The sequence below is a fragment of the Sphingopyxis sp. GW821-FHT10B01 genome, from assembly GCF_059415685.1.
The window spans coordinates 172971-187115 of record NZ_JBWKNS010000008.1 but is presented as its reverse complement, the minus strand read 5'-3'; the positions used below and the strand labels follow the sequence as shown (position 1 = coordinate 187115).

14 protein-coding genes are annotated in these 14145 nt (G+C 63.0%); 1 reads left to right on the top strand and 13 read right to left on the bottom strand.

What is annotated here, in order from left to right; all coding sequences use genetic code 11:
* Positions 1-36 precede the first annotated feature (36 nt).
* Entirely contained in the window at positions 37-1668 is a 1632-nt protein-coding gene (locus tag AC07NV_RS21590; RefSeq protein ID WP_495168444.1) for an MFS transporter, read from the bottom strand.
* A 107-nt stretch (positions 1669-1775) separates the two neighbouring features.
* On the opposite strand from AC07NV_RS21590, the gene AC07NV_RS21585 reads away from it, so the two are divergent.
* The gene (locus AC07NV_RS21585) at positions 1776-2540 is read left to right on the top strand and encodes a cyclase family protein (RefSeq protein ID WP_495168443.1); all 765 of its coding nucleotides are present in this window, start codon (positions 1776-1778) and stop codon (positions 2538-2540) included.
* A gap of 67 nt (positions 2541-2607) precedes the next feature.
* Here the strand turns inward: AC07NV_RS21585 and AC07NV_RS21580 are convergent, their stop codons facing one another.
* The 12 genes from AC07NV_RS21580 to AC07NV_RS21525 form a co-directional block, all read right to left on the bottom strand.
* Entirely contained in the window at positions 2608-3015 is a 408-nt protein-coding gene (locus AC07NV_RS21580; RefSeq protein ID WP_495168442.1) for an MAPEG family protein, read from the bottom strand.
* A gap of 61 nt (positions 3016-3076) precedes the next feature.
* Positions 3077-3448, bottom strand: a complete 372-nt coding sequence (locus AC07NV_RS21575; RefSeq protein ID WP_495168441.1) for a tRNA-binding protein — start codon at positions 3446-3448, stop codon at positions 3077-3079.
* Between the two features lie 4 nt (positions 3449-3452).
* The gene (locus tag AC07NV_RS21570) at positions 3453-5459 is read right to left on the bottom strand and encodes an ATP-binding protein (RefSeq protein WP_495168440.1); all 2007 of its coding nucleotides are present in this window, start codon (positions 5457-5459) and stop codon (positions 3453-3455) included.
* 4 nt (positions 5460-5463) lie between these two features.
* Positions 5464-5856, bottom strand: a complete 393-nt coding sequence (locus AC07NV_RS21565) for a lysozyme inhibitor LprI family protein (RefSeq protein WP_495168439.1) — start codon at positions 5854-5856, stop codon at positions 5464-5466.
* Positions 5853-6104: a hypothetical protein gene (locus AC07NV_RS21560; RefSeq protein WP_495168438.1), complete on the bottom strand. Its 252-nt coding sequence runs from the start codon at positions 6102-6104 to the stop codon at positions 5853-5855. The genes AC07NV_RS21565 and AC07NV_RS21560 overlap by 4 nt, the downstream gene beginning before the upstream one ends.
* Positions 6101-7144, bottom strand: coding sequence for a biotin synthase BioB (bioB, locus tag AC07NV_RS21555; RefSeq protein WP_495168437.1), 1044 nt, complete (start codon positions 7142-7144; stop codon positions 6101-6103). Before bioB ends, AC07NV_RS21560 begins: the two co-directional genes overlap by 4 nt.
* A 24-nt stretch (positions 7145-7168) precedes the next feature.
* The gene (locus AC07NV_RS21550) at positions 7169-7615 is read right to left on the bottom strand and encodes a hypothetical protein (protein ID WP_495168436.1); all 447 of its coding nucleotides are present in this window, start codon (positions 7613-7615) and stop codon (positions 7169-7171) included.
* Positions 7612-8892, bottom strand: coding sequence for an O-acetylhomoserine aminocarboxypropyltransferase (locus tag AC07NV_RS21545; RefSeq protein ID WP_495168435.1), 1281 nt, complete (start codon positions 8890-8892; stop codon positions 7612-7614). Before AC07NV_RS21545 ends, AC07NV_RS21550 begins: the two co-directional genes overlap by 4 nt.
* Positions 8889-11036, bottom strand: a complete 2148-nt coding sequence (scpA, locus tag AC07NV_RS21540) for a methylmalonyl-CoA mutase (RefSeq protein ID WP_495168434.1) — start codon at positions 11034-11036, stop codon at positions 8889-8891. The genes AC07NV_RS21545 and scpA overlap by 4 nt, the downstream gene beginning before the upstream one ends.
* A gap of 88 nt (positions 11037-11124) precedes the next feature.
* Entirely contained in the window at positions 11125-11562 is a 438-nt protein-coding gene (mce, locus tag AC07NV_RS21535) for a methylmalonyl-CoA epimerase (RefSeq protein WP_495168433.1), read from the bottom strand.
* Positions 11563-11572: 10 nt separating this feature from the next.
* A complete protein-coding gene (locus tag AC07NV_RS21530) occupies positions 11573-12322 on the bottom strand; it encodes a hypothetical protein (protein ID WP_495168432.1) in 750 nt (249 codons plus the stop codon).
* Positions 12323-12447: 125 nt separating this feature from the next.
* Positions 12448-13980, bottom strand: a complete 1533-nt coding sequence (locus tag AC07NV_RS21525) for an acyl-CoA carboxylase subunit beta (protein WP_495168431.1) — start codon at positions 13978-13980, stop codon at positions 12448-12450.
* Positions 13981-14145 lie beyond the last annotated feature (165 nt).

Below are 14145 nucleotides of genomic sequence, written 5' to 3'. Positions count from 1 at the left end.
CCCTATACGGGTTCGCGGGCGGCGCCAATGGGGTGATCAGGCTGCGGCCGCCGGCTTGTCCCACTGCCCCTCGACCGGATCCTTCAGCATGAAAGCGGCAACGAGGAACGCCACGAGCACGACACCCCATGTGTACCACAGCCCCGCATAGGCATTGCCCGTCTTCGCGATGATAAAGCTCGCGATCAACGGCAGGAAACCGCCGAAATAGCCTGTTCCCAGATGATAGGGGATCGAGAGCGACGAGTATCGGACATGCGGCGGAAACATTTCGGCCAGCAGAGCGGCGACCGGACCATAGGTAAAGCCCGACAGCGCGCTGAGGCCGAGTAGCGCGAGGAAGATGACGACGATACTCCCGACGCTGGGTATCTGCTTGGCGAAATCATAGCCGGATGCTTCGAGTGCGGGTTGTAACAGCGCCGGATCCTCGCTTGCGACCTCGCGGTCGCCGATGCGGATCTTGACGCTGTCGAAGCCGCTGCTCGTGGCGACGACGGTATAAGGGACGCCGAGCTTCGTCAGCTCGCCGAGCGTGCGACCGCACGCCGTTTCCTGTTTTTGCGCGAACGGATCGAAGCTGCACTGCGATCCTGTGACGGTCACCGGCGCGCGCGCGGCCGCCGCCTGCAGCCCTGGATTGGCGACGCTGCCCATCCACCAGAACAGTGGGAACAGCAGCACCAGCGTCGCGGCATATCCCCAGACGATCGGCTTTTTGCGCCCGATGCGATCGGAGAGATGACCGGCCCACAGAAAGAAGCCCATGCCGACCGCGGCGGCGCACCCGACGATGATTTCGGCGGCGGTGTCCTCGACCTTCATCGGCCCTTTCAGGAAGGAAAGGCCCGAGAACATCGCAGTGTACCAGATCACCGTGAGGCCGGCGGCGATGCCGAACAAGGCGATGAAGATGCGGCGCGGGTTGCCCGGGTAGGTGAAGCTTTCCTTCAGCGGGTTCTTGGCGAGCTCGCCCTGCTGCTTCATCGCCTGAAATACCGGGCTTTCGGACAGTTTCAGGCGCATCCACAAGGAGATTGCGAGCAGGATCAACGAGAGCAGGAACGGCACGCGCCAGCCCCAGCTTTCCCAGAGCGCATCGGACATCAGCGCCTTGCAGCCGAGCACGACAATCAGGCTGAGCACAAAGCCGCCGACGACGCTTGCCTGGATGAAACTGGTATAAAAACCGCGCTTCCCGGGCGGCGAATGTTCGGCGACATAGACCGCCGCACCGCCATATTCGCCGCCGAGGGCCAATCCCTGCAGCACGCGGAGCAGGATGATGATGATCGGCGCCGCGATCCCGATCGTTGCGGCCGACGGGATCATGCCGACGCCTGCGGTGGCTATCCCCATCAAGGTGACGGTGACGAGGAAGGTATATTTGCGGCCAAGCCTGTCGCCGAGGAAGCCGAACAGCACCGCGCCAAGCGGGCGAAAGCCGAAACCAACCGCGAAACCCGCCCAAACGAGCAGGATTTCCAGCGTCGCATTGTCGCTGGGAAAAAAGGCCTTGCCGATGATCGCCGCGAGCGTGCCGTAGATGAAGAAATCATACCATTCGAACACTGTCCCCGCCGACGAGGCGGCGATGACCATGCGGATGTCTTTCTTGCTCGGCTGATAGACCGCGCCATGATCGGCGACGGCGGCACTCTCGGTCATATACTCTCCCCCGCCCCATTGTATGGAGCTTTGGCTCATCTCTACCGGGCAAGCGGCGCGGCGCAAGTCTTCTTGGCGTAGCGTCATTCCGGTGGCAGACTATGCCGATGCAGTTCATCGACCTTTCGATCCCGATCACCAACGACGTCGTTTCCGACCCGCCGGTGATGCGCCCGAACATCACCTATATGACCCACGAACATACGTGGGAGCAGATCGCAATGTTCTTTCCGGGGCTGACGAAGGACGATCTGCCAGGCGGCGAAGGCTGGGCGGTCGAGAGCCTGACTTTGTCGACGCACAACGGCACGCATATGGATGCGCCATGGCATTATCATTCGACCACCGACAGCGGTGCTTCCCCTGCCCCGTCGATCGACGAAGCGCCGCTGGACCTCTTCTTTCGACCCGGGGTGAAACTCGACTTCTCCGACCGCCCGCACGGACATGTCGTCAGCGGCGCCGAGGTCGAAGCCGAGCTCGCGCGGATCGGGCATGACCTGCAACCGCTCGACATCGTGCTGGTCCAGTCGGGGGCGGTTTACGGCACCGACAATTTCACCGATCAGGGTTGCGGCATGGGCGCCGAGGCGACGCTGTACCTGACGGAGCGCGGCGTGCAGGTCGTCGGCACCGATGCGTGGAGCTGGGACGCGCCGTTCAGCCACACCGCCAAGCGCTGGGCCGAAACCCGCGACCCGTCGATCATCTGGGAAGGTCACAAGGCGGGACGCATCAGGCCATATTATCAGATCGAGAAGCTGACCAACCTCGCCGCGATCCCCGCGACGGGCTTCACCTTCAGTTGCTTCCCGGTGAAGATCGAACGCGCGAGCGCGGGCTGGATCCGCGCGGTGGCGTTGATCGACTAGGCTTTTTCGTCATGCCGGGCTTGATCCGGCATCCATGGACCCCGGATCGGGGCCGGGTGACGAAGGGTTAGAGGTTTACCATCGCCAGCATCCACAACGTCCACCCACCAAGCACCAGCAATGTACCAAAGGTCGCGACGACGCCGATCTGGCGCGGCACCGGGGCCTTGCCGGGTTCGATCTTTGCGTAAAGGCCGGCGATATGCGCAACGCGGCCGATCAGGAAGATCGCGCCGATGACCATCAACGCCAGATGGTTGGCGCGCGCGCTTTCGAGCAGGCCGAGCAGGATGATCGTGATCGGCGCATATTCGGCGAGGTTGCCGTGGCTGCGGCTCGCACTGATCAGCTTGGCGTCGCCATGATCGCCGAACGCGGCCTGCACGCGCAGTCGCTGGCGCACCGTATCGATCGCGGTGATGAGCAACAACAGCGCGCAAACCGCTGCCACAAACGCGGTTACCGGTAAAGTCATGGTCCGTCTCTCCCCCTGTTCCCTGCGCGCAGCCTAACGGGCAAGCGCCGTGCGGGGAAGCTCAGAAGAGCCGCGACCCGTCGGGGACAGGTTTGTCGGGTGCGAAGAGGATCACCGCCCCCGCCTCGTCGGCGAAGCCCAGCGTCAGCACCTCGGACATGAATTTGCCGATCTGGCGCGGCGGAAAGTTGACGACGGCGGCCACCTGCCGTCCGGCCAGATCTTCCAGCGCATAGCGGTCGACGATTTGCGCGCTGCTTTTCTTGATGCCGATCGCGGGGCCGAAGTCGATCTTCAGCTTGAATGCGGGCTTGCGTGCCTCGGGGAAAGGCTCGGCCTCGACAATCGTTCCGACACGGATGTCGACGCGGAGGAAATCGTCGAAGCCGATCGCCTCCGCGGCTGCGGCATCCTGATCGTGATTGAGATGCATGGCGTCATTCCATCTCCAAAATCACCGCGTCGACCGCCAGGCTGTCGCCCTGCGCCGCGTTGACGCTTTTCACCGTTCCCGATTTTTCGGCGCGCAGGATGTTTTCCATCTTCATCGCCTCGACCGTTGCCAGCGGCTGGCCGGCCTCGACCTTGTCGCCGGCGCCGACATGCAGCGTGACGAGCAGGCCGGGCATCGGGCAGATGAGGAACTTCGACAGATCGGGCGGGATCTTCTCGATCATATGCCGGGTCAGCGGCGCGATGTGCCACGGCAGGACACGCACATCATGAATATGCCCGCGTGTCGTCATCTTCCAGCCGGTGCGGGTCTTCGCGACCTTCACCGCAAGCTCGGTCTCGTCGATTTCGGCGACCACCAGCCGGTCGCCGGGCGTATATTCGAGCGCGATGTCGATCCGGTCGCCCTCGACCTTGATATGTTTCTCGCCGATCTTGACCTTGTACGGCGTGCCATCGATCGACACCTGCCATTTGGCAGGCGGTTCAAGCCGGTCGCCGAGTTGGCCGTCGGTGCGGCGGGCACGATCGGCTTCGGCGCTCGCCATAAAGCCTGCGATCGCCGCGAGCACACGGGAAATCGTCGCGTCGGTCGGCGCGCCATGGAATCCCTCGGGATATTCCTCGGCGATGAAGCCGGTGGTCAATTCGCCCGAGCGAAAGCGCGGATGCTGCATGATCGCCGAGACGAAATCGATATTGTGGCCGAGGCCCTCGATCTCGAAACGGTCGAGCGCGGCGATCTGCAGATCGGCGGCCTCGTCGCGTGTCTCGCCCCATGTCACCAGCTTGGCGATCATCGGGTCGTAGAAGATCGACACCTCGCCGCCCTCCTCGACCCCCGCATCGACGCGCACGCCATCGACGCCGCGCTCGTCGCCGTCCCACGCCGGAACGGGGGTGCGGTAGCGCACGAGCCGTCCGGTGGACGGCAGGAAGCCGCGATACGGATCTTCGGCATAGACGCGGTTTTCGATCGCCCAGCCGTCGATCTTGATGTCGTCCTGCGTCATCTCGAGCTTTTCGCCCGCAGCGACGCGGATCATCTGCTCGACCAGGTCGATGCCGGTGATCGCTTCGGTCACCGGATGCTCGACCTGCAGGCGCGTGTTCATTTCGAGGAAGTAGAAGCTCTCGCCCGTCGGATCGGCGCCGCTGACGATCAGCTCGACCGTGCCCGCGCTGTAGTAGCCGACGGCCTTCGATAACGCGACGCACTGCTCACCCATCGCCTTGCGCATCTTCTCGGTCACGAAGGGCGACGGCGCTTCCTCGACCACCTTCTGGTGACGGCGCTGGATCGAGCATTCGCGCTCGTTGAGGTAGAGGACATTGCCGTGCTGGTCGCCGAGGATCTGGATCTCGATATGGCGCGGATTGAGGATGAACTTCTCGATAAAGACGCGGTCGTCGCCGAAGCTGTTGAGGCCCTCGCGCTTGGTCGCCTCGAAACCTTCGCGGACGTCTTTCTCGTCATAGGCAAGGCGCATGCCCTTGCCGCCGCCGCCCGCCGAGGCCTTCATCATCACCGGATAGCCGATCTCGTTCGAAATGCGCACGGCATGCTCGGTATCGTCGATCTCGCCGACGAAGCCGGGGACGACATTGACCCCCGCTTCCTTCGCAAGCTTCTTCGACTCGATCTTGTCGCCCATCGCGGCGATCGCGTTTACCGGCGGGCCGATGAAGGCGATATTTTCCTTGGCGAGCGCTTCGGCGAAGCTGGTGCGTTCGGACAGGAAGCCATAGCCCGGGTGCACGGCTTCGGCGCCCGTCTGCTTGCACGCGGCGATGATCTTGTCGGCGATCAGATAGGATTCGGACGCAGGCGAGGCGCCGATATGCACGGCCTCGTCGGCCATCTGGACGAAGGGCGCGCGCGCATCAGCGTCGGAATAGACGGCGACGGTGGCAATGCCCATGCGGCGTGCGGTCTTGATGACGCGGCAGGCGATTTCGCCGCGGTTGGCGATCAGGATTTTCTTGAACATCGTCTCAATATTCCTCGATGAGGTCTTTTAATTCTTTGGTGCGTTGTTCGGTGAGCTTCGTCATGCAGCCGCTGATCACCATCGGTTCCGCCGACCCGCCGCGCATCGTGTACCCCTCGCTGGCGCATTGTTTGTCGCGATAGGTCAGCCACGCGCGCTGCGCGGCCAGAAGCGTGTCGGAATAGCCGGGGCGGTTGTCCTGCGTGCGGTCGAAGTCGCGGTCCCGCGCCTTCATCGCCGCGGCCGTGAGCTTCCATTGGGCGTTGAGCGCCGCGTCGGCGCGCTCATATTCCTGATAGGCGCAGGCGTTCAGTTCAAACTGTGCCATGGCATTGTCACAATCGATCGCGGGCTCGGCGGCCATCGCGGACAAGAGCAGCATCGATGCGATGATCATATGATCGTCTCCTTTGGTGCCGGCTCGGCGGCAGGTGTGCGATACAGGCGGCTGATCTGGCGCGCCCAATAGAAGATCAGCGCGAGCGCCCCGATCCACAGCAGATTTTCGACCCACAGCGGACCGCCTGTGCCCGCTTCCCCGCCCAGTCGCACACGCTGCATATCGCCCGCCGCCACGCCAAGCGCGCAAGAAGCCGGCAGCAGGAAGGTCGACATCAGCAGGGCGAGGAGCGGCTTCCGCGTCACTCGGCCGCCTGCATTTCGGCAGCCATCCGCATAGGCTCTTCGCTCTCCATCGGCTTGAGACCGAGTTTCGCGAACAGCGCCGCATCCTTGCTGTCGCCCGCATTGGCGGTGGTGAGCAGCTTGTCGCCGGTGAAGATGCTGTTCGCGCCCGCCATGAAGCAGAGCGCCTGCGTCGCATCGGACATGCTCTCGCGGCCTGCCGACAGGCGGATCATGCTCATCGGCATGGTGATGCGCGCGACCGCGACGGTGCGGACGAATTCGATGTCGTCGATCGCGGCGAGCGGCGTGCCCGCCAGCATGTCACCGAGCACGGTGCCTTTCACCGGGACCAGCGCGTTGATCGGCACGCTGCCCGGATGTTCGGGAAGCGTCGCCAGCGCGTGGATGAAACCGACGCGGTCGGCGCGGTTTTCGCCCATGCCGAGGATGCCGCCGCTGCACACGTTGATGCCCGCGCTGCGCACCTCTTCCAGCGTGTCGAGGCGGTCCTGAAAGGTGCGCGTCGTGATGACGTTGCCGTAGTTTTCGGGGCTCGTGTCGATATTGTGATTATAATAGTCGAGGCCGGCGACCGCGAGCGTCTGCGCCTGTTCCTTGCTGAGCATCCCCAGCGTCATGCAGGTTTCCATGCCCATCTGGCGCACGCCCTCGATCATCTCGACGATCGCGGGCATGTCGCGCTCCTTGGGGTTGCGCCATGCGGCGCCCATGCAGAAGCGCTGCGAGCCCGAATCCTTCGCCTGTGCCGCCGCCTGCAGTACCGCGCGCACGTCCATCAGCTTGGTCGCCTTGAGTCCGCTGTCGGCGCTCTTCGACTGCGAGCAATAGCCGCAATCCTCGACGCAGCCGCCGGTCTTGATGCTGAGCAGCGTGCACAGCTGCACTTCGCCGCGCGCATGATGGCGGCGGTGGACGCCCTGCGCCTCCCACATCAGTTCGTCGAACGGCAGGTCGAACAGCGCGGCGATTTCTTCGCGCGTCCAGTCGGTGCGCGTTTCGCTTTCGGCGATGTCATGGTCAAGGGAGACGGGGTTCACGGTCGATGATCCTTTCACGAAGGCCTATTTGCAAAAGCGCTGGCGCGCGGCGCTATAGAATTCAAAGGGCGGCGTCTCGCCCGAGAGGGGCTCGAAACGATCGGCCTGCCACGCCTTGCGATCGGCAAAGCGGACACGGACCGTGCGGCGATCCGCTGCGCTGTCATATGCCCCGACGCCATAGAGGATGAGGCCGATATCGGCGTCGGGCCTGGCGCAGTTGAAGCTGATGATGCCCTTGTTGACATATTTGCCGCTGGCTTCGAAATAAATGTCGCGCCAGGGGCCGTCGGATTTTTCCAGCCGGCCAAGCCAGTCGGTGAAAAAATACTCGATCTTCTGATGATAGATGGGCTCGACTTTAATACCGGGGCGATATTCGCTTGGCTGCGCGCCGCCTTTCGCGGATGCGGGCGAAGCGCTCGCGGCGGCAACAGCGGTCAACACGAGGCAGGTCAGCCGCGCGCTCATGCGACGCGGTCCAGCGCTTGCGCGAGATCGGCGATAATATCGTCGATATTCTCGATCCCGACGGACACGCGCACGACATCGGGGCCTGCGCCCGCCTGTACCAGCTCGTCCTCGGACAATTGGCTGTGCGTGGTCGATGCCGGGTGGATGATCAGCGAGCGCGTATCGCCCAGGTTGGCGAGATGGCTGAACAGCTCGACCGACGACACGAGCTTGACCCCGGCGTCATATCCGCCCCTGAGGCCGAAGGTGAACACCGATCCGCCGCGTCCACCCAGATATTTATGGGCGAGCTCGTGATAGGGGCTGTCGCGCAGGCCCGCATAGGATACCCAGCCGATCTTCGGATGGTCCTTCAACCATTTGGCGAGCGCAATCGCATTGCTGCAATGCCGGTCCATTCGCAGCGCCAGCGTCTCCATCCCGGTGAGCGCGAGAAAGGCATTCATCGGAGCCAGCGCGGGCCCAAGGTCGCGCAAGCCCAGTGTGCGGGTGGCGAGAATGAAGGCGAGGTTGCCGAAGGCCTCGGTGAACTTCAGCCCATGATACGACGCATTGGGTTCGCTGAGCGTCGGATATTTGCCGCCCTTCGCCCAGTCGAAGCGGCCCGCGTCGATAATGACGCCGCCAATGGCATTGCCATGGCCGTTGAGGAATTTGGTGGTCGAATGCACGACGATATCGGCGCCATAGTCGATCGGGCGGCACAGCATCGGCGTCGCCATGGTGTTGTCGACGATCAGCGGCACCCCGGCATCATGCGCGACCTTGGCGATCGCTTCGATGTCCTGGACGACACCGCCCGGATTGGCGAGGCTTTCGATGAACACCGCGCGAGTGTTTTCATTGATCGCCGCAGCGACATTGGCCGGATCGTCGGCGTCGACGAAATGGGTGGTCCACGCCATCTTGCGAAAGCTGTGCCCGAGCTGGTTGAGCGAGCCCCCATAGAGCTTCTTCGCCGCGACAATCTCGCACCCCGGTTCCATCAGCGTGTGAAAGGCGAGGAATTGCGCGGCATGGCCCGACGCCACGGCCAACGCCGCTGCGCCGCCTTCGAGCGCCGCAATCTTGCCTTCGAGCGCACCGTTGGTCGGGTTCATGATCCGCGAATAGATATTCCCGAATTCCTGCAGGTTGAACAGGCGCGAGGCATGATCGACATCGTCGAAGACATAGGATGCGGTCTGATAGATCGGGGTGATCCGGGCCTTGGTCGTCGGATCGGGCGCGGTTCCAGCGTGAACCGCCAGCGTTTCGGGTTTCAAATCACTCATGCGGCGTCCTCCAGCGGGGGCATGTTGTGGCCGAGCAGGCGCAGCACATCGGCCGCACATTCGACGACGTTGGAACCCGGGCCATAGATGCCCTGCACGCCGGCGTCGCGCAGATATTGATAGTCCTGCGGCGGGATCACCCCGCCTGCGATCACCTTCACATCACCGCGACCTGCCTCTTTCAGCTTGGTGATCAGTTCGGGGATCAGCGTCTTGTGGCCCGCGGCAAGGCTCGACGCGCCGACAACATCGACTTGCGCCTCGAGCGCGAGCACGACGGTTTCGTCGGGCGTCTGGAACAGCGGCCCGGACACGACGTCGAAGCCCATGTCGCCGAACGCCGAGGCGATGACATTCGCGCCGCGGTCGTGGCCGTCCTGCCCCATCTTGGCGACGAGCAATTTGGGTTTGCGGCCCATGCGGCGCTCGACCGCCTTCACGCCGTCGAGCACCTGCTGCCAGCGGGCGTCGCCTTCATAGGGTGCGGCATAGACGCCCTTCACCGGGGTCGGCTGGGTGCCGTACCGCTCGAAGCTTTCTTCCATCGCCGACGAAATCTCGCCGAGCGTTGCACGCGCGCGCGCGGCGTCGACGGCAAGCGCGAGCAGGTTGTTCTCGATGCTCGACTCGCCCGCCGCGCCGTCGCGCAGCGCCTTCAGCGCCGCCTGACACGCCGCCTCGTCGCGGTTCGCCTTGGTCTTGTTGATCCGCGCGATCTGACCCTCGCGCACCTTGGCATTGTCGATGTCGAGCGTTTCGAGGAGATCTTCGTCCTTCAGGCGATATTTGTTCACCCCGACGATCACATCGTCGCCGCGGTCGACGCGCGCCTGACGCGAGGCCGCGGCGGTTTCGATCATCGCCTTGGGCCAGCCCGCGGCGACGGCTTTCGCCATGCCGCCTTCGGACTGGACGCGGTCGATGATCTCCTGCGCCGCATCGACGAGTTGCTGGGTCAGCGCCTCGACATAATAGCTGCCGCCGAGCGGATCGACGACCTTGGTCATCCCCGTCTCTTCCTGGATGACGATCTGCGTGTTGCGCGCGATGCGCGCCGAGAAATCGGTCGGCAGCGCAATCGCCTCGTCGAGCGCGTTCGTGTGGAGCGACTGGGTGCCGCCCAGCATCGCCGCCATCGCCTCGATCGTCGTGCGCATCACATTGTTGTACGGATCCTGCTCGGTCAGCGACACACCGCTAGTCTGGCAGTGCGTGCGCAGCATCTTCGAGCGTTCGTCCTGCGCCCCCAATGTAGTCATCGCGCGGTGCCACAGCACGCGCGCCGCGCGCAGCTTCGCAATTTCCATGAAGAAGTTCATGCCGATGGCGAAGAAGAAGCTCAGCCGTCCGGCGAATTTGTCGATGTCGAGGCCCGAGGCGACGCCATATTTCACATATTCCATGCCGTCGGCGATGGTGAAGGCCAGTTCCTGCACCTGCGTCGCGCCGGCTTCCTGCATATGATAGCCGCTGATCGAGATGCTGTTGAACTTCGGCATCTCGCGGCTGGTGTAGCCGAAGATGTCCGAGATGATCCGCATGCTCGGTTCAGGCGGATAGATATAGGTGTTGCGGACCATGAACTCCTTGAGGATGTCGTTCTGGATCGTCCCGTCGAGCAATTTGCGGTCGACCCCCTGCTCTTCGCCCGCGACGATGAAGAAAGCGAGGATCGGGATCACCGCGCCGTTCATCGTCATCGAAACCGACATCTGGTCGAGCGGGATGCCGTCGAAGAGGATCTTCATATCCTCGACGCTGTCGATCGCCACGCCGGCCTTGCCGACGTCGCCGGTGACGCGCGGATGGTCGCTGTCATAACCGCGGTGCGTCGCGAGATCGAAGGCGACGCTCAGCCCCTTCTGTCCTGCCGCAAGGTTGCGCCGATAGAAGGCATTCGATTCCTCGGCGGTCGAAAAGCCCGCATATTGCCGGATCGTCCACGGGCGGCCCGCATACATCGACGCGCGCACGCCGCGCGTGAAGGGCGCAAAGCCGGGGAGGCCCGGGTCGACCGTCACATCTTCGGCGGTGTAGAGCGGCTTGACGTCGATCCCCTCGGCGGTGTGCCAGGTGAGGTCCTTGCCCTTCACTTCTTTCGTCGCGGCGGCGGCCCATTGGTCGATGGTCGGCTTGTCGGTCATATGCAGTCTCGTTTCATTTTCGTCACCCCGGACTTGATCGGGCATCCATGGACCCCGGATCAAGTCCGGCATGACGAAGGAATAAAGGTCAATGCGCCGCTTTCGGCGTCTCCATAATCTCGGTCAGCACCCCGCCCATATCCTTGGGGTGGAGGAAGAAGATCAAAGTCCCGTGCGCACCGATGCGCGGCTCGCCGAGCACCCGCTTGCCCAGCGCTTCGAACTCGGCCTTTGCGGCATGGATGTCGGGGACTTCGTAGCACAGATGATGTTGTCCTCCTGCGGGGTTCTTCTGCAGGAAAGCCGCGATCGACGCGTTGCCGGGCAATGGTTCGATCAGCTCGATTTGTGTGCCGTTTAATCCGCTGTCGGTGGGCGTATCGACGAAGCACACTTTTACGCCCTGTTCGGGCAGGTCGAAGGGCTCATGAATCCGGGTCGCCCCCATCACATCGCGATAGAAGGTGATGCTGTCGGCGATCGACGGCGTCGCGATCCCGATATGATTGAGGCGGCCCAGTTTCATCGCATTCTCCTCAGCAGCCCGGAATCTGGTCCTTGCCGACCAGTTCGTACTTGCCGCTTTTCAACACATATTGCTGCTTGATCGCACGCGTCCCGGCATAGGTCACGGTGAAGCTCTTGTCGGGAACCGCCGCGGTGATCTGCCCGTCGAAGCCCTGTTCCTTCTGGTTCAGACCGGCCCCCGAACTCATGCTGTCGGTGAAGCTCGCGCGATCGACCGGCCCGTCGGGCGCCAGTTCGGTCAGCGTGGCGCTGCTGATCGCGCAGCCCTGCCACACCCCGCCACCTGCGGTGATCAGATAGGCGTTTTTGCCCAGCGCGTCGCTGAAGCCCCACGAGGTCGCCGCATTGCCGACGCTGCCGACCGAACCGAGGTTCAGCCACTCGCCCTTGCGTTGCCACCCCGACGGGCCGCCCTGCAGATAATGGATCGCGTTGATCCCGCCTTCGCTATGCCCGGCGTCATCAAGACTGCCGAGGCTCAGCAGCACGCCGACATTGTTCGACAGCAGGTGGATCGCGGCGGGACGGAACTGATATGTTTGCCCATCGATCTCGCGCGTGGCCGTCGCCTCCGCGCCTTTCGGAAGCGCGAAAGCCGCCCGGAACGCGAGGCTGATCGTGGTGTCCTCCTCGCTGTCCAGCGTCACAGGAAAAGCGGGCTTCGGTTCGCCGGCGGGCGTGTCGGGATCGAACGCAAACGCCGCCGGCGCAGCCAGCAGGGCGGGAACAATCAGGGCACCAAGAAGGAATTTACGCATCTTCAAACCTCTTTCGGAATCAAGGACATGGCGGCCATGTTCTAACCGCCTCCCGTCCTTGCCTCCAGTCCGGTGTTTCTTATGTGCCGGGCATCACACACACGGACAATATCCGGGCCTTGCGATCACAGCGGGATATTGTCGTGCTTCTTCCACGGATTCTCGAGGCTCTTGTTCCGCAGCTTGCGCAGCCCCAGCGCGATCCGCTTGCGCGTGTTGTGCGGGTGGATGACCTCGTCGATATAGCCACGCGATGCTGCGACGAACGGGTTGGCAAAGCGGTCCTCATATTCCTTCGTGCGCTGCGCGATCTTTTCGGGATCGCCGATATCGCTGCGAAAAATGATCTCGACCGCGCCCTTCGCGCCCATCACCGCGATCTCGGCGGTCGGCCATGCATAGTTGAGGTCGCCGCGAAGATGCTTCGACGCCATCACGTCATACGCGCCGCCATAGGCCTTGCGCGTGATCACCGTGATCTTGGGCACCGTCGCCTCGGCATAGGCGAAGAGCAGCTTTGCACCATGCTTGATGATGCCGTTATATTCCTGCGCGGTTCCGGGCAGGAAGCCGGGGACGTCGACGAAGGTGATGATCGGGATTTCGAACGCATCGCAGAAGCGAACGAAACGCGCCGCCTTTTTCGACGAGTTGATGTCGAGCACCCCCGCGAGCACGAGCGGCTGGTTCGCGACGATACCGATCGTGCGCCCTTCGATACGCCCGAAACCGCAGATGATGTTCGCGGCATGCGTGGTCTGCACCTCGAAGAAATCGCCCTCGTCGACCGTCTTCCGGATCAACTCGTGCATGTCGTACGGCTGGTTCGCATTCGGCGGGATCAGCGTGTCGAGGCTCGGCTCGGCGCGGTCATAGGGATCGCTCGTCGGGCGAACGGGAACGCCGCTGCGGTTGTTCTCGGGCAGGTAATCGAAAAAATCGCGCGCCGCGAGCAGCGTTTCGATATCATTTTCGAACGCCAGATCGGCAACCGAGCTTTTGGTCGTGTGCGTGATCGCGCCGCCAAGTTCTTCCTGCGTCACCACTTCGTTGGTCACCGTCTTCACCACATCGGGGCCGGTGACGAACATATAGCTGCTATCCTTCACCATGAAGATGAAGTCGGTCATCGCGGGGCTGTACACCGCGCCGCCGGCGCAAGGGCCCATGATCAGGCTGATCTGCGGCACGACGCCCGATGCCAGCGCATTGCGCTGGAACACTTCGGCATAGCCGCCGAGCGATGCAACGCCTTCCTGGATGCGCGCACCGCCGCTGTCGTTGAGTCCGATGATCGGCGCGCCGACCTTCATCGCATTGTCCATCACCTTCATGATTTTCTCGGCGTGGCGTTCCGACAGCGAACCGCCGAAGACCGTGAAGTCCTGACTGAAGACATAGACGAGCCGGCCGTTGATCGTACCCGAACCGGTGACCACGCCGTCGCCTGGAACGACCTGGTCCTGCATTCCGAAATCGGTGCAATTATGTTCGACATAGGTGTCGAGCTCTTCGAACGAGCCTTCGTCGAGCAGCACGTCGAGCCGTTCGCGCGCGGTCAGCTTGCCCTTGGCATGTTGTGCATCGATGCGCTTCTGCCCGCCTCCGAGAGCGGCGGCGGCGCGGCGGCGTTCCATTTCGGCGATATTGGCGGACACAGGGCTCTCCATCGATGCAGAAGAGCGCCGTCTGCTCCGATTGCGCGATCCACGCAAATGTGAATTTGCAAAGTTGTAAATTGTTACTTTGCAAAAAGGCGTATATTGCCCGCTCAAACGTTTTAAGGGTGTCGAGGCGTCGCAATACCCCTCCCAAAAGCCCGC